This window comes from Ochrobactrum sp. EDr1-4 (assembly GCF_049199085.1).
Classification (GTDB): Bacteria; Pseudomonadota; Alphaproteobacteria; order Rhizobiales; family Rhizobiaceae; genus Brucella.
The window spans coordinates 76019-99096 of record NZ_JBLZOF010000003.1 but is presented as its reverse complement, the minus strand read 5'-3'; the positions used below and the strand labels follow the sequence as shown (position 1 = coordinate 99096).

The following is a 23078-nucleotide window of genomic DNA, read 5'->3' as shown; positions in this document are numbered from 1 at the left end:
CGTCCTAAAGGGCATATCCATGCACAATAGTTTGAAAATCATCCAAGAACGCTATCCCATTGCCGGAAAATTCACAATCTCTCGCGGCTCAAAGACCGAAGCTTTGGTCATAGTTTGTGAAATTAGCCGCAATGGAAAATTGGGACGCGGTGAATGTGTTCCTTATGCACGATATGGAGAATCAATCGAGAGCGTTAGTGAACAGATTGAAGCGGTCCGGAGCGCGATAGAAAGCGGTGCGGATCGTCTTGCTATTCAAACGCACATGCTCGCAGGCGCAGCAAGAAATGCAGTTGATTGTGCTTTCTGGGATTTGGAAGCAAAGCTGTCAGGCAAGAGCGTCGCAGATATTCTTGGAACCCAGCCCCAGCCTCTTGAAACGGCGATCACCGTATCGCTTGGCACACCTGAAGAAATGGCGGAATCGACCGCAAGAGTTGCTCACTATCCTTTGATTAAAGTCAAAATGGGCGGCGACAATGATATTGAGCGCATTCATGCCGTTACAAATGCTGCTCCAAACAGCCGAATAATCATTGATGCCAATGAAGGCTGGACTGACGATAACATCGAAGAAAATATGGCTGCGGCAGCTAAAGCTGGCGTAGTTTTGATAGAACAGCCTTTGCCTGCGGATAAAGACGAAATTCTAAGCCGCATAGATCGACCAGTGATTATCTGCGCAGATGAGAGTGTGCATACATCCGTTGGACTGGAAGAGTTGGCGACCCGTTATGATGCGGTCAACATCAAGCTCGACAAGGCTGGCGGACTGACCGAAGGGTTGATCATGCGTGAGAAGGCCATATCGCTAGGCTTGCAGGTTATGGTTGGTTGCATGGTCGGCACGTCGCTTGGAATGGCACCGGCGGTTCTGCTCGCGCAGAAGGCCGATGTTGTCGATCTTGACGGGCCGTTGCTTCTTGCACAGGATCGAGTTCCAGGTCTGCGATATTACGGCGCGCTTGTTTATCCGCCGGAGGCAACGCTCTGGGGCTGATTATGTAAGTGGCCCGATCGTTGTTTGACACTGTTTGTTGCCGCAAGGACATTCTCGAAAATATCTGCACAGGCGTCCCATGTGAAAGGTTTTAACACCTCCGCAGGATCGAATGCAGGCATTTCAAGCGCTGCCAGACAAGCGGCGCGAAGATCTTCTGAGAGAACACCAGCACCGGTCGCACCGACAACGTCGGACGATCCCGGAACTGGAAAAGCGGCAACAGGTAAACCCGATGAAATCGCTTCAAGCAGAACCAGACCAAAAGTGTCGGTTCTGCTTGGAAACACAAATACATCGGCTGATGCATAGGCTTGAGCCAGTGCGTCGCCTTCTTTCTTGCCAATGAAAACGGCGTCGGGAAACCGATTCTTCAGATCATGAAGTGCTGGACCATCTCCGACGATGAGTTTCGTTCCGGGCAAATCCAATTCCAGAAAAGCCGGCAGGTTTTTCTCGGTTGCCACACGCCCCACGCAAATGAATACGGGCTGCGGCAAATCTTTCCTCACATCGCTTCGCGAATGAAATAAGCGACGATCCACGCCCCGCGTCCATAACTCAAGTCCCGTAAACCCACGCGAATGCAAGTCGGTGAGAATAGACTGTGTTGGGACGAGCGTATGCGATGCGGCATTGTGGAATTTGCGTAAAAACGAATATGTCCAGCTTAGCGGAATTGGAAAACGATCCCTGACATATTCCGCAAAGCGGGTATGAAAGCTGGTGGTAAAGCTCCAGCCCATTTTCATACACGCACGCCGCGCCATAAAACCCAACGGACCTTCAGTGGCGATATGAACATAATCAGGCTGTAAATCAATCAACTTTCGCTGAAATGCAGATGGCGTTGTCATTGCCAGCCTGATTTCAGGATAGGTCGGGCATGGAAAAGAGCGATAATCCTGTGGTGAGATAACGATAACTTCGTAGCCACGTTCAGTCATCAGTTCGCAGCACTTGGCCAGTGTTCTCACAACGCCGTTGACTTGCGGATGCCAGGCATCGGTAACGATGACGAGTTTCTTCATTAGCTGCCGTTCATCACTTTACGTGCCACTCTGGGGAGCCGTATTATCTTGCCATTGTCGCCAGCTGCAGGAAGCTGAGGTCGTTGTCCCAGACGATCCGTCCATTCAATCAGTTCCATACGACCATCAAAATGCTCAACAACGGCTGTGCAGCTTTCCACCCAGTCGCCAGTGTTTATATATTCAACACCATTCATTTTACTGATAGTTGCATGATGAATATGGCCGCAAATCACACCATCAACGCCAATGCGTTGAGCTTCTTCGGATACGACGTCTTCAAAATTTCCGATGAAGTTAACGGCCTTCTTAACGCGAAACTTTGCCCAAGCGGAAAATGACCAATAACGCAATCCAAACTTTGCGCGCACACGGCTCATGACCGTGTTAATCCAGATCGCCGTGTCATAAGCCCAATCACCAAGATAGGCGATGAAGCGCGCATTACGTACTACTACATCGAACTGATCACCGTGAATGACGAGAAATTTGCGGCCATCTGCCGTTTCGTGAATCGCGCGGTTCATCACTTCGATGCCGCCAAAATGCGTACCCTGGAAATTTCTCAGAAATTCATCATGGTTGCCCGCGATGTAGATGATTGAAGTACCTTTGCGACTTTTGCGCAAAAGCTTCTGAACAACATCATTATGTTCCTGCGGCCAATGCCAGTTCCGGCGCAGACGCCAGCCATCGACAATATCGCCAACCAGATAAATGGTTTCGGCTTCGTGAGTACGCAGAAAATCCAAAAGCAATTCGGCCTGAGCTGCTTTCGAACCAAGATGCACGTCTGAAATAAACAATGTGCGATATTTCTTTGGTTCGATCTGTTCTTCGCTCATGTGGTTGTCCTTCCATCTGGCAACCCGAAACTGAGCAGACAAAACCCGATTCATGTCACAGACATATGACGGGCATTGTGAATTGAAAGTTGTGATGCAAATGAGCTACCAGAGCGGTGGACATTTCGGCGCGTCAACCAGAATCTGGTTGATTGCAGGTGTCCGCTGGTGGCATGTCTGATGAAATAATAGGCTGGTTTGCTGAGAAACCCTGCGATTGCGGAATAACTGCTTCTCGAAATCATGCCTGTAGTGATTTGATAGTTTGAGATAAGAACGATATTGGCTCAACAGGCGCAAATAAGCGTCATTGTGTGGTTCCCCCTTCAGCCGCGCGTATGAACCGGAAAGCGATGCGATAATGACAAAGAAAAAGACCCCCTCCACTTCCACGCGTTCGGATTTTGACGAAGCGGCCCTGTTCTTCCATCGTTATCCCAAGCCGGGAAAGCTTGAGATTCAAGCGACCAAGCCACTCGGCAATCAGCGCGATCTTGCGCTTGCTTATTCGCCGGGCGTTGCAGCACCCTGCCTTGCAATCCATGAAGATCCATCCACCGCTGCCGAATATACGGCGCGTGGTAATCTGGTAGCCGTTGTTTCAAACGGTACTGCGGTTCTCGGCCTCGGTAATATCGGCGCGCTTGCATCCAAGCCGGTGATGGAAGGTAAGGCTGTTCTTTTCAAGAAATTCGCCGACATTGACGTTTTCGATATTGAAATCGACGCGCTGGAAATCGACCGTATGGTCGATGTGGTTTCTGCGCTTGAGCCAACTTTTGGCGGCATCAATCTCGAAGATATTAAAGCGCCTGAATGTTTTGAAGTGGAAGAGCAGCTTCGCGCCAAGATGAATATTCCGGTGTTCCATGACGATCAGCATGGAACCGCGATTATTGTTGCTGCAGCCGTCCTGAATGGTCTGGAACTGGCAGGAAAAGATATTACGAGCGCCAAGATTGTAACATCTGGCGCGGGTGCTGCGGCTCTCGCATGCCTAAATCTGCTCGTTAAACTTGGCGCTAAGCGCGAAAATATTTTCGTCTGCGATCTTGAAGGCGTGGTCTATGAAGGTCGTCCGGTGCTTATGGACCGCTGGAAGGACGTTTACGCGCAGAAAACAGACGCACGTGTACTGGCCGATGTTATTGGCGGCGCAGATGTGTTTCTTGGTCTTTCAGCTGCAGGTGTTCTTAAGCCTGAATTGCTTAAGCAGATGGCCGAAAATCCTCTCATTATGGCGCTCGCCAATCCAAACCCGGAGATCATGCCGGAAGCTGCACGCGAAGCGCGTTCCGATGCCATGATCTGCACCGGCCGTTCTGACTATCCGAACCAGGTAAATAACGTTCTCTGCTTCCCCTATATTTTCCGTGGTGCACTTGATGTTGGCGCAACGGCTATCAACGAGGAAATGAAGCTAGCCGCGGTGCGCGCTATTGCAGCACTTGCCCGTGAAGAGCCTTCAGATGTTGCGGCCCGCGCCTATTCCGGCGATACACCAACATTCGGCCCGAACTACATCATTCCATCTCCATTCGATCAGCGCCTCATCCTGCGCATCGCACCTGCCGTTGCACAAGCTGCAATGGATAGCGGTGTTGCGACACGTCCGATTGAGGATTGGGAAGCTTACACAGACCGTCTCACACGTTTCGTCTTCCGTTCCGGCCTCATTATGAAGCCGGTCTTCGCCGCAGCACGTGCGCAGAGCAAACCAATGCGCGTGATCTATGCCGATGGTGAAGATGAACGCGTATTGCGCGCTGCTCAGGTTGTCATTGAAGAAGGCATTGCTTCGCCTATTCTCGTCGGTCGTCCAAGTGTTATTGAAGCACGCCTAAATCGCTATGGTCTTAAAATCCGTGCGGGCACAGATTTCGACCTCATTAACCCGGAAGACGATCCGCGTTACCGTGACTATGTTGATCTCTATCTGTCTTACACAGGCCGTCAGGGTGTGACACCAGAAGCGGCGCGTACAATCGTTCGTACGAACTCGACTGCAATTGCTGCGCTTGCTGTGATGCGTGATGAGGCAGATGCGATGATCTGTGGCCTTGAAGGCCGTTTTGAGCGCCATACCCGCGTTGTAAAGCAGATCATTGGTAAGCTGCCGGGCATCAGTGATTATTCGGCATTGAGCCTTTTGATCTCACAGCGTGGCGCATTGTTCCTGACCGATACTTACGTGACTGTGGAACCTGAAGCAGAAGAAATTGCTGAAATGGCAATTCTGGCCGCGAAAGAAATCCGCCGCTTTGGTATTGAGCCTAAGGCTGCGCTGGTTTCGCATTCAAACTTTGGTTCAAAGGAATCGGCAAGTGCCGAGAAAATGCGTCGTGCCGCCGCGATCCTTGCTGAAAAAGCGCCGGAACTTGAATCAGATGGCGAAATGCATGGCGATTCCGCACTCTCGCAGGCATTGCGTGATCGTGTGTTCCCGAATTCGCGACTGAAGGGTGAAGCTAACCTATTGGTTTTCCCTAATCTTGATGCGGCAAACATCACACTCAATGTCGTAAAGACGGTAACGGACGCATTGCATGTTGGCCCAATTCTACTTGGTGCTGCGCGCCCTGCTCATATCTTGACGCCATCGGTTACTTCCCGAGGTGTAGTCAATATGACCGCACTCGCTGTAGTTGAAGCACTTCAGCGCACTGGCGATAATATCAAGAAAAAGTGATTAATAATAAAATCAAAAAGCAAAAATAGATAAATCCATAAACGCCAAGTATACAAATAATACTTGGCGTTTATGTTTTTTTTACTTAAAAGGAGCACATTCAGCCATACGAACAATCAGGACGGGCTTGTTCTATGAAAATCTCAAACCGATATTTGACGCGTTTTATAACTCCATCAATTCTTTTAACAGCTTCTGTGCTTATTTCAGGATGTACGACTATCCAACCGGCGCAGCAATGTACGCCGGCTGAAAAGGTTAGATTAGCAAGTAATGTTAAAACGACTAAGGCTAAGCTGGAGCAAACAAAATCTCAGTTAGCGCGGACACAGACTCAGATGTCCAGGCAAAGCTGCTTGAGCGGAATCAACTCAGCCGCCTGCATTCGAATTAAGAGCAGAGCAGATAAACTCAAGTCAGATATTAAAATTCTGGAACTTCAGCTTGCGGAGCTAAATGCAACAATTGCTGGTAAATCACATACTGGGAAATTTGTTCAGGCTTGTACTGCAACATGGATACCAGTCCGAAAGCAGCAAAAGACAGCCCCTAAAAAAGCGGCCGTTAACAAGTCGGCGAAGAACAGCGGTGAACCGGCAACCTACGTTGTTACGCATCCGGTAGAGGACGTTGTGGTTCCGGGCTATCAAGAGATGCCGAAGCCAACTTATACATCGATTTCACACGAGCCATTGAAACAGACTGATTATCGCAGTCCAGCGTCAATTAGTCCGGCATCAAGCACTCCAGCCTCAAGCACTCCATCGGCGGCAGCTTCGCAGTCTGCAACGACGACGCCGGTAGAGCGTGATTATTCGCAAAGCTCAAAGGTCAGAGTTGTCGGTTCTTCGTTCCTTGAAGACCAATCAAAACCAGTAGGTCCGCAAGCTCCGGACCGTGAAGCTGCCCAGTAAGTGCAAGGCGCAGGGGCATGAATAGTGTCTTGCCCTTGCGTCCCGTTGCTGCCTTCACGGCGTCGGTCCAGACCTTCCAGGTCTGTTTGTCCCATGGCTCTGCGGGAAGCAACTTGAAAGCGTCCTTCACAAAGGCCTGATCTTCTTCAGATAGTTCAGGCTTTTCGGGCAAGTTCCCGGTGATGATCTGCCACCAATGAGCCGCATCATTGAAGCGTTCGAGATTCCCGCGCACAGTCATCCAGAAATGCTCTGCCTTTTCACCCGAAATACCCAATATTTCGAGACGATCTTTTGCCTTATCAAATGGCATTTCATGCAGCAGTGTACGGTTGAGCGTATCAAGTTCTGCCGGATCGAACTTTGCCGATGACTTTGAAATTGCAGCCAGATCAAAGCGCTCTGCGAGAGCATCCATATCTGTTGCCGCGGAAACGGATTCCGAAGTTCCAATCAGGATCGCCAGTGACGCTACCGACATTGGTTCATAACCGGCATCACGCAGAGAACCGATGGACAAAGCACCGGAGCGCTTGGAAAGTCCCTCACCCGAAACCGTGGTCAGCAGGTTGTGATGGCCGAAGACTGGTGGCTCTGCGCCAAGCGCTTTAAAGATGGCAATCTGCACACCCGAATTGGTGACGTGATCGTCGCCGCGAATGATATGGGTGATGCCGAGATCAATATCGTCGACAACCGATGGCAGCGTGTAAAGATACGTTCCGTCTTCACGCACCAGAACCGGATCCGACATCGAAGCCAGATCAACCGTCTGTGGACCACGCACCAGATCATCCCAATGCACTTCAGTGCGTGTGGTGTTGAAAGGATCGCTTTCAAAATTCGGCAGAAGAAAACGCCAATGCGGCTTGCGGCCTTCTGCTTCAAAGGCCGCTTTCTCTTCGTCGGTTAGCTTTAATGCTTCACGGCCATAAACCGGCGGAAGCTTACGCGCTAAGCGCAAGCGGCGACGGCGCTCCAGATCCTCTGCTGTTTCATAGCAGGCATAGAGAAGACCAGCCTGTTTAAGCTTTTCAACCGCCTTGGCATAAACCTCAAAGCGCTTTGACTGATATTCGATGCGGTCAGGCGTAACACCGAGCCAAGCCAGATCAACTGCGATGGCGTCAGCATATTCCTGCTTCGAACGCTCAACATCTGTATCGTCATAACGCAGAATAAAATTGCCGCCATTCTTCTTGGCAAAAAGCCAGTTTGAAAGCGCAGTGCGTGTATTGCCAATATGAATATAGCCCGTCGGCGACGGTGCAAAACGAACAGTTACGGTCATGACTAAATCTTTCAGCGGTCGCGGAAGCGGTTCGTTATTGGATAACGACGATCCCGCCCGAAATTCTTCTTGGTAATTTTGACACCCGGGGCCGATTGTCGGCGCTTATATTCGGCCAGATTGAGCAGATGCTCAATCCGTTGCACCGTTTCAAGCGCGTGGCCACGCGCGACAATCTCGGCATTACTCATCTCGTTTTCAACGAGGCATTCGAGAATATCGTCCAGCACCGGATAAGGCGGAAGACTATCCTGATCGGTTTGGTTTTCGCGCAACTCGGCTGATGGTGCTTTAGTAATAATGTTGGTTGGGATCACTTCGCCGGATGGCCCAAGACTTCCCACAGGAACATTGTTGTTGCGCCATTCAGACAGCGCGAACACCTGCATTTTATAGACGTCTTTGATGGGGTTGAAGCCGCCATTCATATCGCCATAAAGCGTTGCATAGCCAACTGACATTTCCGACTTGTTGCCGGTGGTCACGACCATCGACCCAAACTTATTGGAAACAGCCATCAAAATAGTGCCACGTGCACGGCTTTGCAGATTTTCCTCGGTAACGCCGCTTTCGGTGCCTTCAAACATTGGCTTAAGTGCAGAAAGGAAACCTTCAACAGGCTCTGCAATTGGTACAATATCATAACGCACGCCGAGCGCTTTTGCGCAATCAGCAGCGTCTTTCAGCGATTCGTCTGAAGTATAGCGATAAGGCAACATGACGCAACGCACGCGATCTTTGCCAAGTGCATCAACACCCAGAGCCGCACAGATCGCCGAGTCGATGCCGCCCGATAAGCCAAGTACAACATCTTTGAAGCCATTCTTATTCACATAATCACGCAGGCCTAACATGCAGGCTGCATAATCTGCTTCGAGACCTTCGGGAAGCTTCGCCTTTTCAGTGTCTTCACAGCGCCAACCATCAGTTTCGCGCTTCCAGACAGTCAGAGTGATAGCTTCTGCAAACTGCGGCATTTGCAAGCAAGGGAAGTGGCTATCTGGATTAAAGGCAAACGAGCCGCCATCGAACACAAGTTCATCCTGCCCGCCCATCTGGTTGGCATAGAGCATTGGCAGCTCAGTTTCGATAACCTGTTTCAGAACAACCTGATAGCGGCGCTCGATCTTGTCGCGATGATAAGGCGAACCATTGGGCACAAGCAAAAGTTCTGCACCGCTTTCAGCAAGCGTTTCTGCAACGCCCAGATCACCCCAAATGTCCTCGCAGATCGGAATACCGATGCGTACACCACGAAAATTCACTGGTCCTGGCATCGGGCCGGGCTGGAAAACGCGTTTTTCATCAAACTCGCCGTAGTTAGGCAGATCGACTTTGAAACGCTCAGCGATGATTTCGCCGCCATCCAAAACTGCAATCGAATTGTGCAAACCACTATCGCGCTGCAAAGGCGTGCCGATAATCACACCGGGGCCGCCATCGGCTGTGTCTTTGGCAAGTTCACGGACTGCTTTTTCGCATGCTGCAACAAAGGCAGTTTTGAGAACCAGATCCTCTGGCGGATAGCCTGCAATGAACAGCTCCGTGAACATCACGAGATCGGCGTTCATTTGAGCTGCTTGTGCACGCGCTGCACGCGCCTTCGCAAGATTTCCGGCGATGTCGCCCATTACAGGATTGAGCTGTGCAACGGCAATACGAAGCATATCGAGATTCTCGCTAACGCTGATCATGCGCAAGCTTTAGCGCGCTTGTGCATTTAATTGCAACGGATTGCGTGGAAGAACGACAGTTCTTTGTCAGATCAGATAGGTTGTGGCGAGAATGTAGCCCCATGTAACGGCTACAAAAATAACGGCGATAAGAACGGCCAGCGAACCGCAATCCTTGGCAATCTGGATTTCCTTATGGAAATCGCGTGAAACGGCATCGCAGGTCGCTTCAATGCCGGTGTTGAGCACTTCGACCAGAATAAGAAACAGGATTGATCCTGTCATCAGCAGAAATGTCAGCCAAGTTGGGGCAACAAAGAACGCAACTGGTAGCGACAGCAAAAAAAGAACCAGTTCCTGTTGAACGGCCTTTTCGTGTTTCGCCAAGTGCTTGAGAGCACGCATTGAATTTAGAAACGCCAGAAAAATCCGCTTCATGGATGCCCCCTAAAAGTCTTGCGAAAATCAATAAGTGTCTTCATCCGAAAAGCAACAGGGCGGAGAATGAATTCTCCGCCCTGCCATTATTTCAAAGTGGGATTACCCAATCAGCCGTTAACAGCCTGCTTTTCTGTCCCGGCATCGCGTTCCTTCTTGAGCAGCTCTGCAAGAAGGAATGCCAGCTCAAGCGCCTGATCGGCGTTGAGGCGTGGATCACAATGCGTGTGGTAACGATCGTGCAGATCTTCCGCCGAAATGGCTCGAGCGCCGCCCGTGCATTCGGTCACGTTCTTGCCGGTCATTTCAACATGGATACCGCCCGGATGCGAACCTTCGGCGCGATGGATCGCGAAGAAAGATTCCACTTCCTTGAGGATACGGTCGAACGGACGCGTCTTGTAGCCGCCAGCAGTGATCGTGTTGCCATGCATCGGATCACAAGACCAGACGACCTTACGGCCTTCACGTTCAACTGCACGGATGAGCTGTGGCAGATGATCGCCGACCTTGTCGTAACCGAAACGAGCAATCAGCGTCAGACGACCAGCTTCGTTTTCAGGATTGAGAAGATCGATCAGACGGATGAGATCATCCGGCTGCAACGATGGACCACATTTCAGACCGAGCGGGTTCTTGATGCCACGGCAATATTCGATATGCGCATGATCGGCCTGACGTGTGCGGTCGCCAATCCAGATCATGTGACCTGAAGTGCCGTACCAGTCGCCAGAGGTCGAGTCGACGCGTGTCAGCGCTTCTTCATAGCCAAGCAGCAAGGCTTCATGACTGGTGTAGAAATCGGTTTCACGCAGCGCGTGATTGCTGTCGGAAGTAATCCCGATAGCACGCATAAAGTGCATGGTTTCCGAAATACGCTGTGCGAGAGCTGCGTAGCGCTCTGCCTGCGGGCTTTTGCCAACAAAGCCGAGCATCCACTGATGCACGTTCTCAAGGTTCGCATAACCGCCCTGCGCGAATGCACGCAGCAGGTTCAGCGTAGCGGCAGACTGGCGGTAGGCCATATCTTGGCGCTGCGGATCAGGGATACGCGAAGCCGCATCGAAATCGATGCCGTTGATGATGTCACCACGGTATGAAGGCAACTCAATGCCATTGAGTGTTTCCATATCGGACGAACGCGGCTTGGCGAACTGACCAGCAATACGACCAACCTTAACAACCGGCTTCGAAGCACCAAAAGTCAAAACAACGGCCATCTGCAAAAAGACGCGGAAAAAGTCGCGAATATTATCCGCGCCATGTTCAGCAAAACTTTCCGCACAATCGCCGCCCTGAAGCAGAAATGCTTTTCCTTCGGCAACGGCTGCGAGCTGTGTTTTCAGCTTGCGTGCTTCGCCTGCAAAAACGAGCGGTGGATAGGTACGAAGGCGAGCCTCAACATCGGTCAAAGCCTGTGCGTCTGGATAAAACGGCACTTGCTTGATCGGTTTGTTTCTCCAGGAATTCGGGGTCCAGTTCTTCGTCATTTCACACCTGTTTAATTATCCGCGCGATTTCTCTCGGATTTATTCCTCCTTGCACGAAAGCTGGAATGCGCTTGAGCAAGACAATTTAATGTCTGTGCACGCAAACCAGCACGCGTGATCGCGTTGATATAATGCAGACGCTCACTTTATACCAGCAAGAATCGTTAACAGGATTGGAAGGATACGAAAGTTCAGCTCTCGACCTTCTTGCCGTTCACAACGCGGTAGGTCGGCTTATACATCGTCACCAGCTCTTCAGCTGCTGTCGGATGCACGGCCATGGTGCGATCAAAGTCGTCTTTCGTTGCGCCGGCTTTCAGTGAAATACCCAGCAACTGTGCCATTTCACCTGCATCTGGCCCCATAATATGCGCGCCGACGACCTTACGGCTTTCAGCATCCACGATGAGCTTCATCAGCATCTTTTCATTGCGGCCCGAAAGCGTGTTCTTCATCGGGCGGAAAAGTGCGCGATAGATTTCCAGTTCAGGATATTTCTTGGCAGCTTCATCTTCTGGCAAGCCAACGGTGCCGATTTCAGGCTGCGAGAAAACTGCCGTAGCGATCAGGTCGTGATCAGGCTTGGTCGGATTGTTCTTGAAGGCTGTTTCTAGGAAGCACATGGCTTCATGAATCGCTACAGGTGTTAGCTGAACGCGGTTGATGACATCACCCACGGCCCAGATGTTTGAAACGCTTGTGCGCGAATAATCATCAACTTCGATCGCGCCAAGCGCGTCTGTTTTAACGCCAGCTTTTTCGAGACCAAGGCCTTTGGTGTTTGGCTTGCGGCCAATGGCCATCATCACCTGGCCGACATTCAGCGTTTCACCATTGGTCAGCGAAACTTTCAGCTCGCCATCAGCCTGTTTTTCAACCCTCTCGAACACCGCGCCGCAAATGATGCGGATACCTTTGGCTTCCATGGTTTCATGCAGCAGATGACGCAGATCATGATCGAAGCGCGACAGGATTTCCTTGCCGCGATAAACAATTGTGGTTTCAACGCCAAGACCATGGAAAATATTGGCAAACTCAACAGCAATATAGCCGCCGCCAGCGATCACGATGGCTTTTGGCAGTTCTTCAAGATGAAAGGCTTCATTTGAGGTGATGCAATATTCCGCGCCCGGTAAAGATTCGTGCACGCTGGCATGGCCACCGGTAGCAATCAGAATCTGATCCGCAGTTACGCGACGACCATCGGCTTTGAGTTCAATCGTGTGTGCGTCGATAAGCTCTGCACGGCTTGCAAAAATCTCGACCTTCGAATTTTCCAGACCCTTGCGATAAAGGCCTTCAAGCCGGTCAATTTCTTTGTCTTTGGCTTCAATAAGCTTGGTCCAGTCAAAGTTTGATTTGCCGACATCCCAGCCATAGCCAGCTGCATCTTCAAAATGCTCTGGAAATTGGGAGGCGTATACGAAAAGCTTTTTAGGAACACAGCCACGAATAACGCAGGTTCCGCCCATGCGATATTCCTCGGCCAGACCAACCTTTTTGCCCAGGGCACCGGCAAGTCGCCCTGCCCGTACACCGCCCGAGCCACCGCCGATAACAAAAAGATCATAATCATAACCGGCCATGGGACTCTCCATTCAAATCTGATGCGTGAGATATATGTAAGCAAAAGAAAAAGCCCGGCCAAGTCGCCGGGCTTTTAAATTCTACGTGATTGTTAGGAATTACTGCGCTGGCTGCTCAGGAGCAGCGGTAGCGCCAGCCTGTGCTGCGAGAACTTCTGCGACAGAGGTCGCCAGATCGCGCGCAATGCCGTTCTGCCAGATATTTGCAGCTTTCACGACTTCACGGGTTACGATTGGGCCTTCCGCAAGAAGCTTCTTGCCTGCATCAGATGTATAGAACGCAGCGATTGCCTTGAGTTCGTCTTCGCTGAACGCATTCGCATAAGCGCGAGCAGATTCGGTTTCGAGATCAGCGCGGCGTGCAGCCAAAGCAATAGCCTTGTCATCAACGGTCTTGGTGATGAGGGCTTCAAGGTTTGGATCCTTCTGGATCAGCTCACCCTTGAGAGCGCGTGCAGCGCTTGGCAGGATTTCGTCGAACTGTTCAGTTGCCTGAATCGAAGCGATTGCCGCGCGGGCAGCATCAAGATGCGATGCAGAAATTTCCTGCGCAGATGCCGCATGGATGCCTGACATCAGGACAAGTGCAGAAAACGGTGCAATCAGACGGCGGAAGCCAGTTGCCGGGATCATATGGTCGGTACTCCGTTCAAACAATTCGTGTCGGCCACTCAAGACCGGTTCATGGTTCGGATACCGTCAGCGCCAGCGATGATTGCGGCGCGTGCCAGTCCGATAAAAAGTCCGTGCTCAACAACACCCGGTATGGCGAAGAGAGCGTCAGAGAGAATCTTTGGATCGGGAATGCGGCCAAAAGATGCATCCACGATATAATGTCCACCATCCGTTACAAATGGTGCGCCATCTTTTAACCGCAGGACGAGCGGACCTGCAAGACCGCATTGCGATGCAGCGGCCTCAATACCGAGCAAAGTCGCTTTAAGGCCAAAGCGATTGACTTCGATTGGCAGAGGAAAACGGCCGAGTGTTTCAACGACTTTCGATCCGTCGGCAATAACGATCATCGAATCAGATGCAGTCGCTACTATTTTCTCGCGAAGCAAAGCACCGCCGCCGCCCTTGATAACCGAGAGGTTCGGATCAACTTCATCAGCGCCGTCAATGGTCAGATCAAGATGTGGCGTTTCTTCAAGCGTCGTCAGCGCAATACCAAGTTCCGCACAGAGTTCTGCGGTGCGCTCAGATGTTGGCACACCAATAACCTTAAAACCGCTCTTCACCTTTTCCGCCAGCAGACGCACAAATTCTTCTGCGGTAGAGCCAGTTCCAATTCCCAAACGCATTCCGTCTTTGACATGCGTGAGTGCCTCGGCAGCGGCGGCGATTTTCAGCTTGCGTGCTTCATCCATGCTAGAGTTCCTGAGTTTCCCGCGGATTCTTAATCCGCCTCCGGCAACGCCTCTAGCATGGGTGCGCAACGCAACAAAGCTCTCAATACAATTTATCGTTATTTTTGCGATGAACTCTTGTTTCAGCTTTGTCTTGAGAAGACACAAACTTGAGCCTATCTGAAAGATCAACTTGTGTGGTGGATTTGAAGTTCCTATCATTTGTATTGCATTCACGTTTAGGAACTTCAAATCCGTAAACCACACTAGATTCAAAAGTTACTAGTATGGCTTAGAACCCGAAATTCGCTCCGAGAACTGCTTCAAAGCGATACGAATTTCGGGTTCGCCATACTAGCAATGAGAAGATCAATTCCAGAAGGAAACATTATGTCCGCTGCCAATTCCAAACCAATCATTGTGTTCGATCTCGACGGAACGTTGGTTGAAACTGCACCGGACCTTCTGGATAGCTTAAATCATTGCCTGTCAATTTCCGGTTTGAAGACAGCAGATAATGACGCACTTCGCCGCTTTGTCGGTCAAGGTGGACGCGTCATGATTGAGCGTGCTTTTGCAGCGCAGCAAAAACAAGTCGATGATGTAAAGCTTGATGAACTCGTTGAAGAGTTTCGCGAGCATTATAGTGCGCATATGCCGGGTCATTCATCATTCTATCCGGGCGTGCTAGAAGCCATGGATCGCTTCACTGCTAATGGCTATACGCTGGCAGTTTGTACCAATAAGTTTGAAGCGCTGGCAGTAAAGCTGCTGAAGGCAATGGGTGAAGCGCATCGTTTCGCTGCCATTTGCGGCGCGGATACATTTGCATTCCGCAAGCCTGATCCTCGTCATTTGACGGAAACCATCGCTCTTGCATGCGGCAATCGCGATCTCGCTATTATGGTTGGTGATAGCCGTACTGATATTGATACGGCCAAGGCAGCAGGCATTCCTGTCGTGGCGGTCGATTTTGGCTATACTGACCTGCCAGTTCAGCATTATGAACCGAGCCGTGTGATCTCGCATTACGATGAGTTTACGCTCGAAATGGCGGATCAGCTTTTAGAAGCCGTTGCAGATAAAGTGTAAGGGAGTATTATTATGAAGAGAATACTTATGCTTACCGCTGTTTTCTCGACAACAATATCAGCATTTGCTTTTGCAAATGAACCGAGGCCAACTGGCCTACCCGGAGTGAAGCCGCAAACGCCGATTGTATCAGCGCCACCGCCTGCTCCCGAGCCTGATAATCAGCAAGGCGGAACGTGGAAAAACTTCCGTGTCGGAAATACTGATGTGTCGGTTTCCGGCAGTGTCACCGTCGACGTCGGTAGCGGCAACAGCCGCATTTCAGGACGCTGATCGTTCGAGAGCGCTCCAGACAGCAGGCAATTGTAGCGGTAAGTCGTCGGCAATAAGGCCATGGCCGAAGCGACGTGCAGCATCGGCATGCACCCAGACAGCAGCACATGCAGCTTCGAAAGCTGGCATTCCCTGTGAGAGCAATCCGCATATGATGCCAGCAAGCACATCCCCTGATCCGGCAGTCGCCAAGAGTGGCGTGCCATTAGCATTGATCGCGGCGCGCCCATCCGGTGCTGCGATGACTGTATCTGGTCCCTTATAAATCACCACAGCATTGGCACGGTTGGCTGCTTGGCGTGCCCTATCTGGCTTTGATGTTTCGTTATCGGCAGCGATATCAGGAAATAATCGCCGAAACTCGCCTTCATGCGGAGTAAGTACGAGCGCCGTATGAACACTGCGTTTCGCATTGAAAAGCTGGTCTCGCTTATCCTCGAAAGCGGTTATGCCGTCCGCATCAACTACCAATCCCTTTAAATGTTCTGCGCGATTATTGGCGGCTGACAGCAACATCAAAGCATGGTCACGGGCAAAAGCAGCGCTGCCATATCCCGGGCCGAGAACGCAGGCCGCAACCTTACGATCAATCAAAAACGCTTCGACATCTTTGATGCTGCGCGTCTCGCGCACCATTATGCTCGTCAGATGAGCCGCATTTGTTGCAACCGCGTCAGGTGGCGATAGAAGGGTAACCGCCCCTGCACCACTCCGTGCAGCAGCCATTGCGGAGAGCCGCGCTGCTCCGGTTGAATGTGCTGGGCCAGAAAAAACAACGGCGTGACCACGACTATATTTATGCGCGTTGATTGAAAGTGCGGGCAATTGCTTGCGCCAAAGTTCAGGCGCGTTTTCAAATGTATTTGGCGCAATCTTTTCGAGCACACTATCTAAAATGCCAATGTCTGCTACGTGCACCACACCGCAATACGCTCGCCCGGGCTGCAAAAGATGCCCAGGCTTTTTGCGAAAGAAGGTCACGGTTGCGCGTGCGTTGACGGCAGTACCAAGTACCTGCCCGTTTAAACCTGAAATCCCGCTCGGCAAATCGACTGAGAGAACTGGAACATCCGACGAATTGACGGTTTCAATAACACGCGCCTCAACGCCATCTACGCGACGCGACAGCCCCGCACCATAAAGTGCATCGACAATACCGACGAAATCTTCTGGCACCAACGCGCTTAAACGACGAACTTCGCCCTTATAAAAAAGCAGCGCGCGCATGGCATCGCTTCCTTGAGCTGGCTGTTTCGTGCCAAAACAGATGACATCGCGCCCAGCCTCGGCAAGAAATTGCGCCGCTACATAACCGTCACCGCCATTGTTTCCCGGTCCGCATAGAATTGCGATTGGTCCTTGTGCGGGAAACATATTCCGAGCCAACTCGGCAACGGCATGGCCAGCAGCAAGCATAAGAGAAAAACCATCACGCGTACCGCTATTAACTGTCATCGCATCTGCACGTGACATTTGCTCCGGCGTTAGCAGTTCAAACATGGCCGCTATTCTCCTCTACGATGAATGTGATTAATTACGCGGCAAATGACTTTGCGCAAGTCTGATGAAATTTACTGCATAATGTCTATTTTTTAATCACCGATAACGAGATCGAAACCGTATTAAAAATCTTTCACGCAGCGCAGCTTGTGCAGATGCTAATAATAATGCCAGTCTGCGGCAAAGAAGTTGAACTCTTGCAATTTTTAAAAATGCGCTAGCCTTACCTAAAGCCTATTTCCTAACGGCTTATATGCAGAAATTTGGGAAAAATCTCCCAAAACGGCGCAGGATTTAAAAAAGTCGACCAATAAAAATTGAGTTGGCACAGTTCATGCTTCTATTTCAGCGAAACGGGCACAATGTCCATTTCCGAACAAGAGCGGAGACAATTCTCTGATGAAAAAGATCGAAGCCATTATTAAACCTTTCAAACTCGATGAAGTGAAGGAAGCTCTTCAGGAAGTCGGTTTGCAGGGTATTACGGTCATTGAAGCCAAGGGTTTCGGCCGTCAGAAAGGCCATACTGAACTTTATCGCGGTGCGGAGTATGTCGTCGATTTTCTTCCCAAGGTGAAAGTCGAAGTCATCGTCGCCGACGAAACCGTTGATGGCGCTATTGAAGCTATTCGCAAAGCGGCCCAGACAGGCCGTATTGGCGACGGTAAGATTTTCGTTTCCAATATCGAAGAAGTTATTCGTATCCGTACCGGCGAATCCGGCGTGGACGCGATTTAACGAAATCAAACTGACGACCGAAGTCTATCGACCCAAGTCTACCGAACACCGCCGTGCAAACAGGATACCAAAATGACGACTGCCAATGACATTCTGAAACAGATCAAAGACAACGACGTCAAGTTTGTCGACCTCCGCTTCACAGACCCTAAGGGCAAGCTGCATCACGTCACGATGGATGTTGGCCTCGTCGACGAAGAAATGTTTGAAGACGGCGTTATGTTTGACGGCTCTTCGATTGGCGGCTGGAAGGCCATCAACGAATCCGACATGGTTCTGATGCCAGATCCAGAAACCGCGCACATTGATCCATTCTTCGCGCAGTCCACGCTGGTCATTCTCTGCGACATTCTTGATCCGATTTCGGGTGAAGCTTATGGCCGCGATCCACGCACGACTGCAAAGAAGGCCGAAGCCTACATGAAGTCGCTCAACATCGGCGACACCGTTTATGTTGGCCCCGAAGCTGAATTCTTCGTCTTCGATGATGTGAAGTTCAAGGTTGATCCATTCAACACCGGCTTCAAGCTCGACTCGACCGAACTGCCGTCGAACGACGATACCGATTACGAAACCGGCAATATGGGTCATCGTCCACGTGTTAAGGGTGGCTATTTCCCGGTTCCACCAGTGGACAGTCTTCAGGACATGCGCTCAGAAATGCTCACCGTTCTGACGGAAATGGGCATCACCGTTGAAAAGCATCACCACGAAGTCGCCTCCGCACAGCACGAACTGGGCACGAAATTCGACACGCTGGTACGCAATGCCGACAAGATGCAGATCCAGAAATATGTCGTGCATCAGGTTGCTAATGCCTATGGCAAAACCGCAACCTTCATGCCAAAGCCAATTTTCGGTGACAACGGCTCGGGTATGCATGTTCACTTCTCGATCTGGAAAGATGGCAAGCCAACTTTCGCTGGCAATGAATATGCTGGTCTGTCGGAAAACTGCCTGTTCTTCATCGGCGGCGTTATCAAGCACGCCAAGGCTGTGAACGCATTCACAAACCCATCGACCAACTCCTACAAGCGTCTGGTTCCGGGTTATGAAGCTCCAGTTCTGCTGGCTTACTCGGCTCGCAACCGTTCGGCTTCCTGCCGCATTCCTTTCGGCTCGTCGCCGAAGTCGAAGCGTCTTGAAGTTCGCTTCCCGGATCCATCAGCAAATCCATATCTCTGCTTCTCAGCGCTGCTGATGGCTGGTCTTGATGGCATCAAGAACAAGATCCATCCAGGTCAGGCAATGGACAAGGATCTTTACGATCTGCCTGCAAAGGAACTCAAGAAGATCCCGACTGTTTGCGGTTCGCTTCGTGAAGCCCTGCAGTCGCTCGACAAGGATCGCGAGTTCCTCAAGGCTGGCGGCGTGTTTGAAGACGATCAGATCGATAGCTTCATCGAACTCAAAATGGCTGAAGTGCTGCGTTATGAAACAACGCCGCATCCAGTCGAGTTCGACATGTACTACTCGGTTTAACCACTAGAGCAGGTCGGAAACGACCTGCATCGGTTAAGACAGTTACCGAGGGGAACGACGTGCAAAATGCACGCGAAAGAAAACCCGGCGAAAGCCGGGTTTTCTATTTCTATCAATCTATTATGCTTATTAGATGAATAATAACTAGAGCGCTTTGAGCACGCGATCTGCAACCAGCATTTCACCGTGACGCGTCTTGCGGCGCGCCTGTGCCTCAGCGTCTTCACCCCAATGCTCGACCGTCCAGTCTTCATCAAGATGTGCACGCTTCCAGCCGTCTTCAACAGAGATTTCGCCCTTAGCAATTGCAAGCGCGATCAACGATGAGCCAGTCAGCGTTGTCATGGTGTGGAGCGAAGCAAGCGCTATTGGATTTTTGAATTCGGTCAGATGAACACCGAAAGCTGAGATCGCTTCGCGAGACTGTTCGACATGCATCACGCCTTCGGCTAGCGCAAAACGAGCGCCAAGGCTCTCCGCCCAATCAATCAGCGGATCCCATTGCTCTGTCTGGCGAGCAACCAGTTCTTTCGGGCTTGCGGCGCGATAGCAGATCATATCCGTGCCTGCGAAACGCAGAATATCTTCAAACACAGCCTGCGGGTCTTGCGCAATGCCGTCGATTGCGGTGTTCACCAACCGTGTTGCAGGCATTTTGGAAGGGTCGATCACTTCTACCTGCGCACGAAATTCTTCGGCGATGATTTCAGCGGCTTGTGCTGTTGGTAAAAGCAAAACAGCACGCGCTGGCGTTTTAACCGGGCGACCGTCCAGATGCACGGTGAAACCACCCTCAGTTTCAGCGACTTCTGCCTTTTCATAAAAACGCTTTGGCAAAGGTGTGCGCATCAGTTCTTGTGAGCGCTTTACCGGGTCAGTTTGCGAGATTGGCATTTCGGCTTGGGGATCGCTCAGTGTGTCGCGCATATTATATGTCCAATTGTTGTCGGTCAGGATGCGAAGGCATCCATTTCATGCAAAATCGCATGGAGCTCTTCGGGCTTGTTCATAACATGATGGGCGCCTGCATCTTTCAGTGCGTCAGGCTTATGATAGCCCCACGAAACACCCGCGGCACGCGCACCCGCTGAACGGGCCATTTGCATATCGTAAATCGCATCGCCAATCACGATGGTTCGCTCTGGTTCTATCCCTATTTCAGCGCAGGATTCAAGCACCATAGCCGGATGCGGTTTGGACGGACAATCATCGGCCGTGCGTACGGTCACGAAATGATGGCCGATGCCATGACGTTCAAAAATCGAACGCACGCCACGCTGCGACTTGCCTGTGACTATGCCCAGTAACAGATCATCGCGACCGCCAAGTTCATTCAGAAGTGGCAGAATACCGTCATAAAGTGGCTCTGCAAAATCAGGGTTCTGACGATATTTTACAAAATTTTCTTTGTAACGCTGTGTTAGCCAATGCACCTGTTCATCAACTTCGCGACCAAGCAATTGTGCAATGGCAATCGGCAATGAAAGACCGATGATCGAATGGGTCTGCTCAATTTCCGGCGGCGTCAGTCCAGCATCTTCAAAACTTGCAGCCATACAATGATGGATAGTGTCGCCACTATCGACAAGCGTGCCGTCGCAATCAAAGAGAACGAGTTTCATGAAGCTGCTCCGGCTTTTGCTGGTCGGTTGATAATAATGAGCCCAAGTCCGATCAGAGCCAGCGCTGCAAAGATTTTCCAGCCCATTTGCTCATTGAGCAGCAAGCCACTCAGCAGCACACCGAAAGCGGGTGTGAGAAATGCAAAGTTCGACAATTTGGAAACCGGATAGCGGCGAACCATCCAGAACCACAAAGGATATGTGACCGCAACTACGAACATTGACTGAAACAGAAATGACAAGACCGAAAGCATATCAGGCTCGCGGATTAACGGCCCACTCAGCGACATAAACGGCAAAGGCACCAGTGCGGCAACCGCCAACTGGTAGAGCAATATCTTTTCAGGGACAGCGAGTGCCAGCTTCGAGCGTTTGATAACAATCGTTGTCAAGCCCCATAACACGCCGGATATCAAAGCCAAGATATCACCATAGAGCGCGTAAGGTCCGGGTCTGCTGCTATTGTCAGCAAACACGATGACGACACCGAAGAATGCCACACACATGCCGATAAAGGCGCGCATCGACATGCGTTCGCCCAACAGAAAATGACTGCCAATTGCCACCCAAAACGGCATAACATTCATCAAAAGCGCGACGCGACCAACGCTGGTCAGTTCCATCGCCAAAAAGATCAGAACAAACTCAACACCGAACAAAAGCCCAGCCAGAATGCCGGGCTTTAATGTTCCGTCGCGCCTGAAAAGCGGAATGTGCTTCCAATAACACCAAAGGAAGACACAAAGTCCGCCCAACGCAGAGCGTCCGGCTGCCATAAGCATGGGATTAAAACCGCGATTGCCTATCTTGATGGCAACCTGATTAAGCCCCCATGTGAACATGATGAACATGACAAGCGCGATGGCTACCCCATCAAATGCAGCACGACCTTGAGTCGCCCCTCCCGCCATGCCTGACATTTTTAATCTTCCGTTTCAGTCTCGTCGAATCCAAGCAGGTTCCACGTTTGCACCATGTGCGGCGGCAGTGGTGCTGTGACGTCAATGATGCCGCCAGCCGGATTGGGAATACGGATACGGCGTGCATGCAAATGCAGCTTTCGCTGAATACCGCCGGGGAAATCCCAGTTGTCGTCAGCTTCAAAATATTTCGGATCGCCAAGGATCGGATTACCAATATGGGCCGCATGAACGCGAAGCTGGTGGGTACGGCCGGTATATGGCTCCATCTCAAGCCATGTCAGGCTATTACCACTTTTTTCGATGATCCTATAATAAGATACTGCGTGATCAGAATCCGGCTCACCATGCTGGCAAACACGCATCTTGTCACCATCAGGTGTCTGCTCTTTCACAAGCCAGGTTGAAATTTTGTCTTCGCGCTTGCGCGGAACACCTTTCACCAGGGCCCAGTATGTCTTCTTGGTAGTGCGCTCGCGAAAAGAGGCCGTCAAAGCCTGCGCGGCACCGCGTGTTTTTGCAACAACAAGACAACCCGACGTATCGCGGTCGATACGATGAACCAGACGCGGCTTTTCACCACGCTTATTGCGCCATGCTTCCAGCATGCCATCAACATGGCGAACGAGGCCAGAACCGCCTTGCACTGCCAGACTGGCAGGCTTGTTGAAAACATAGACCTTCTCGTCCTCATAGATCAGCATCTGTTTGAGAACGTCACCGTCATCCTGACTGCGGATGGTGCGAGCCGTCATTGGACCAGTTGGTGTTTCTTCTACACCAATGGGCGGAATACGGACTGACTGGCCGGCTTGCAAGCGTGTGTCTGACTTTGCACGACCGCCATCAACGCGGACCTGCCCGGAACGCAGCAGCTTTTGCAGGTGACCGAAAGCCAATCCCGGCAAATGGACTTTAAACCAGCGATCGAGACGCATGCCCGCCTCGTCTGTAGCCACTATTTTTTGTTCAATACCTGCCATGGAAAAACCCGATCGATACTTTTTTGGGGCACAAGCCTTGCGTGCCGCTCTTTTATGACTGTCAATAGACGTGCCAACGCCGGATTACTAGGCATAAAAGTATGTGCGATTGTCACAAAAGCGATCCACAATCTTCACGCTCGGTTACATCTGTTTTTAATT

Annotated in this window: 21 protein-coding genes; 7 read left to right on the top strand and 14 right to left on the bottom strand. The window is 51.0% G+C overall.

Annotation, left to right across the window (positions count from 1 at the left end):
• Nucleotides 1–19 precede the first annotated feature (19 nt).
• Nucleotides 20–1000, top strand: a complete 981-nt coding sequence (dgcA, locus tag ACOZHT_RS11535; protein WP_339508744.1) for an N-acetyl-D-Glu racemase DgcA — start codon at nt 20–22, stop codon at nt 998–1000.
• Here the strand turns inward: dgcA and ACOZHT_RS11530 are convergent.
• Nucleotides 970–2031 (bottom strand): glycosyltransferase family 1 protein, encoded by a 1062-nt coding sequence (locus ACOZHT_RS11530; RefSeq protein WP_339508743.1) that lies wholly within the window; start codon nt 2029–2031, stop codon nt 970–972. The genes dgcA and ACOZHT_RS11530 overlap by 31 nt on opposite strands.
• Complete coding sequence (locus ACOZHT_RS11525; protein WP_339508742.1) at nt 2031–2876, bottom strand: UDP-2,3-diacylglucosamine diphosphatase; 846 nt, start codon at nt 2874–2876, stop codon at nt 2031–2033. The genes ACOZHT_RS11530 and ACOZHT_RS11525 overlap by 1 nt, the downstream gene beginning before the upstream one ends.
• A gap of 361 nt (nt 2877–3237) precedes the next feature.
• On the opposite strand from ACOZHT_RS11525, the gene ACOZHT_RS11520 reads away from it, so the two are divergent.
• Together ACOZHT_RS11520 and ACOZHT_RS11515 are read left to right on the top strand one after the other, a co-directional pair.
• Nucleotides 3238–5565 carry an NADP-dependent malic enzyme gene (locus tag ACOZHT_RS11520; protein ID WP_339508741.1) on the top strand — a complete coding sequence of 776 codons (2328 nt, stop codon included), beginning with the start codon at nt 3238–3240 and terminating at the stop codon, nt 5563–5565.
• Nucleotides 5566–5699: 134 nt separating this feature from the next.
• The gene (locus ACOZHT_RS11515; protein ID WP_421565784.1) at nt 5700–6479 is read left to right on the top strand and encodes a hypothetical protein; all 780 of its coding nucleotides are present in this window, start codon (nt 5700–5702) and stop codon (nt 6477–6479) included.
• Here ACOZHT_RS11515 and gltX read toward each other — a convergent pair.
• From gltX to rpiA, 7 genes are all read right to left on the bottom strand, one after another.
• Entirely contained in the window at nt 6397–7770 is a 1374-nt protein-coding gene (gene gltX / locus ACOZHT_RS11510) for a glutamate--tRNA ligase (protein WP_339508739.1), read from the bottom strand. The genes ACOZHT_RS11515 and gltX overlap by 83 nt on opposite strands.
• An 11-nt stretch (nt 7771–7781) precedes the next feature.
• Nucleotides 7782–9464: an NAD+ synthase gene (locus ACOZHT_RS11505; RefSeq protein WP_421565783.1), complete on the bottom strand. Its 1683-nt coding sequence runs from the start codon at nt 9462–9464 to the stop codon at nt 7782–7784.
• Between the two features lie 66 nt (nt 9465–9530).
• The gene (locus ACOZHT_RS11500) at nt 9531–9881 is read right to left on the bottom strand and encodes a diacylglycerol kinase (protein WP_339508738.1); all 351 of its coding nucleotides are present in this window, start codon (nt 9879–9881) and stop codon (nt 9531–9533) included.
• A 110-nt stretch (nt 9882–9991) separates the two neighbouring features.
• Complete coding sequence (locus ACOZHT_RS11495) at nt 9992–11371, bottom strand: class II 3-deoxy-7-phosphoheptulonate synthase (RefSeq protein WP_339508737.1); 1380 nt, start codon at nt 11369–11371, stop codon at nt 9992–9994.
• A gap of 191 nt (nt 11372–11562) precedes the next feature.
• Nucleotides 11563–12957 (bottom strand): glutathione-disulfide reductase, encoded by a 1395-nt coding sequence (gor, locus tag ACOZHT_RS11490; RefSeq protein ID WP_421565782.1) that lies wholly within the window; start codon nt 12955–12957, stop codon nt 11563–11565.
• A gap of 99 nt (nt 12958–13056) precedes the next feature.
• Nucleotides 13057–13590 carry a DUF2059 domain-containing protein gene (locus ACOZHT_RS11485; protein ID WP_339508735.1) on the bottom strand — a complete coding sequence of 178 codons (534 nt, stop codon included), beginning with the start codon at nt 13588–13590 and terminating at the stop codon, nt 13057–13059.
• A gap of 38 nt (nt 13591–13628) precedes the next feature.
• Complete coding sequence (gene rpiA, locus ACOZHT_RS11480) at nt 13629–14327, bottom strand: ribose-5-phosphate isomerase RpiA (RefSeq protein ID WP_339508734.1); 699 nt, start codon at nt 14325–14327, stop codon at nt 13629–13631.
• A gap of 369 nt (nt 14328–14696) precedes the next feature.
• Between rpiA and ACOZHT_RS11475 the strand changes: the two genes are divergently transcribed.
• Together ACOZHT_RS11475 and ACOZHT_RS11470 are read left to right on the top strand one after the other, a co-directional pair.
• A complete protein-coding gene (locus tag ACOZHT_RS11475) occupies nt 14697–15398 on the top strand; it encodes an HAD family hydrolase (protein ID WP_339508733.1) in 702 nt (233 codons plus the stop codon).
• A 12-nt stretch (nt 15399–15410) separates the two neighbouring features.
• Complete coding sequence (locus ACOZHT_RS11470) at nt 15411–15671, top strand: hypothetical protein (protein ID WP_339508732.1); 261 nt, start codon at nt 15411–15413, stop codon at nt 15669–15671.
• Here ACOZHT_RS11470 and ACOZHT_RS11465 read toward each other — a convergent pair.
• Nucleotides 15660–17171, bottom strand: a complete 1512-nt coding sequence (locus ACOZHT_RS11465; RefSeq protein ID WP_339508731.1) for an NAD(P)H-hydrate dehydratase — start codon at nt 17169–17171, stop codon at nt 15660–15662. The two genes, ACOZHT_RS11470 and ACOZHT_RS11465, sit on opposite strands and share 12 nt — an antisense overlap.
• A gap of 399 nt (nt 17172–17570) precedes the next feature.
• Here ACOZHT_RS11465 and ACOZHT_RS11460 point away from each other — a divergent pair, with 399 nt between their 5' ends.
• Both ACOZHT_RS11460 and glnA read left to right on the top strand, forming a co-directional pair.
• A complete protein-coding gene (locus ACOZHT_RS11460) occupies nt 17571–17909 on the top strand; it encodes a P-II family nitrogen regulator (protein WP_007874909.1) in 339 nt (112 codons plus the stop codon).
• Nucleotides 17910–17981: 72 nt separating this feature from the next.
• On the top strand, nt 17982–19391 hold the full coding sequence (gene glnA / locus ACOZHT_RS11455; RefSeq protein WP_339508730.1) for a type I glutamate--ammonia ligase: 1410 nt from the start codon (nt 17982–17984) through the stop codon (nt 19389–19391).
• Nucleotides 19392–19535: 144 nt separating this feature from the next.
• On the opposite strand, the gene ACOZHT_RS11450 is transcribed toward glnA, so the two are convergent.
• From ACOZHT_RS11450 to ACOZHT_RS11435, 4 genes are read right to left on the bottom strand one after another with little or no spacing between them, the layout of a single operon-like run.
• Nucleotides 19536–20318 carry an ATP12 family chaperone protein gene (locus ACOZHT_RS11450; protein ID WP_339508729.1) on the bottom strand — a complete coding sequence of 261 codons (783 nt, stop codon included), beginning with the start codon at nt 20316–20318 and terminating at the stop codon, nt 19536–19538.
• A 23-nt stretch (nt 20319–20341) separates the two neighbouring features.
• Nucleotides 20342–21013, bottom strand: coding sequence for an HAD-IA family hydrolase (locus tag ACOZHT_RS11445; protein WP_421565781.1), 672 nt, complete (start codon nt 21011–21013; stop codon nt 20342–20344).
• The gene (locus ACOZHT_RS11440) at nt 21010–21933 is read right to left on the bottom strand and encodes a DMT family transporter (protein WP_339508727.1); all 924 of its coding nucleotides are present in this window, start codon (nt 21931–21933) and stop codon (nt 21010–21012) included. The genes ACOZHT_RS11445 and ACOZHT_RS11440 overlap by 4 nt, the downstream gene beginning before the upstream one ends.
• 2 nt (nt 21934–21935) lie before the next feature.
• The gene (locus ACOZHT_RS11435; RefSeq protein WP_421565780.1) at nt 21936–22916 is read right to left on the bottom strand and encodes an RluA family pseudouridine synthase; all 981 of its coding nucleotides are present in this window, start codon (nt 22914–22916) and stop codon (nt 21936–21938) included.
• Between the last annotated feature and the right edge of the window lie 162 nt (nt 22917–23078).

Coding starts and splice junctions, on each gene's coding strand:
- dgcA (WP_339508744.1), top strand. CDS start 20: ATGCACAATAGTTTGAAAATCATCCAAGAACGCTATCCCATTGCCGGA.
- ACOZHT_RS11530 (WP_339508743.1), bottom strand. CDS start 2,031: ATGAAGAAACTCGTCATCGTTACCGATGCCTGGCATCCGCAAGTCAAC.
- ACOZHT_RS11525 (WP_339508742.1), bottom strand. CDS start 2,876: ATGAGCGAAGAACAGATCGAACCAAAGAAATATCGCACATTGTTTATT.
- ACOZHT_RS11520 (WP_339508741.1), top strand. CDS start 3,238: ATGACAAAGAAAAAGACCCCCTCCACTTCCACGCGTTCGGATTTTGAC.
- ACOZHT_RS11515 (WP_421565784.1), top strand. CDS start 5,700: ATGAAAATCTCAAACCGATATTTGACGCGTTTTATAACTCCATCAATT.
- gltX (WP_339508739.1), bottom strand. CDS start 7,770: ATGACCGTAACTGTTCGTTTTGCACCGTCGCCGACGGGCTATATTCAT.
- ACOZHT_RS11505 (WP_421565783.1), bottom strand. CDS start 9,464: ATGATCAGCGTTAGCGAGAATCTCGATATGCTTCGTATTGCCGTTGCA.
- ACOZHT_RS11500 (WP_339508738.1), bottom strand. CDS start 9,881: ATGAAGCGGATTTTTCTGGCGTTTCTAAATTCAATGCGTGCTCTCAAG.
- ACOZHT_RS11495 (WP_339508737.1), bottom strand. CDS start 11,371: ATGACGAAGAACTGGACCCCGAATTCCTGGAGAAACAAACCGATCAAG.
- gor (WP_421565782.1), bottom strand. CDS start 12,957: ATGGCCGGTTATGATTATGATCTTTTTGTTATCGGCGGTGGCTCGGGC.
- ACOZHT_RS11485 (WP_339508735.1), bottom strand. CDS start 13,590: ATGATCCCGGCAACTGGCTTCCGCCGTCTGATTGCACCGTTTTCTGCA.
- rpiA (WP_339508734.1), bottom strand. CDS start 14,327: ATGGATGAAGCACGCAAGCTGAAAATCGCCGCCGCTGCCGAGGCACTC.
- ACOZHT_RS11475 (WP_339508733.1), top strand. CDS start 14,697: ATGTCCGCTGCCAATTCCAAACCAATCATTGTGTTCGATCTCGACGGA.
- ACOZHT_RS11470 (WP_339508732.1), top strand. CDS start 15,411: ATGAAGAGAATACTTATGCTTACCGCTGTTTTCTCGACAACAATATCA.
- ACOZHT_RS11465 (WP_339508731.1), bottom strand. CDS start 17,171: ATGTTTGAACTGCTAACGCCGGAGCAAATGTCACGTGCAGATGCGATG.
- ACOZHT_RS11460 (WP_007874909.1), top strand. CDS start 17,571: ATGAAAAAGATCGAAGCCATTATTAAACCTTTCAAACTCGATGAAGTG.
- glnA (WP_339508730.1), top strand. CDS start 17,982: ATGACGACTGCCAATGACATTCTGAAACAGATCAAAGACAACGACGTC.
- ACOZHT_RS11450 (WP_339508729.1), bottom strand. CDS start 20,318: ATGCGCGACACACTGAGCGATCCCCAAGCCGAAATGCCAATCTCGCAA.
- ACOZHT_RS11445 (WP_421565781.1), bottom strand. CDS start 21,013: ATGAAACTCGTTCTCTTTGATTGCGACGGCACGCTTGTCGATAGTGGC.
- ACOZHT_RS11440 (WP_339508727.1), bottom strand. CDS start 21,933: ATGTCAGGCATGGCGGGAGGGGCGACTCAAGGTCGTGCTGCATTTGAT.
- ACOZHT_RS11435 (WP_421565780.1), bottom strand. CDS start 22,916: ATGGCAGGTATTGAACAAAAAATAGTGGCTACAGACGAGGCGGGCATG.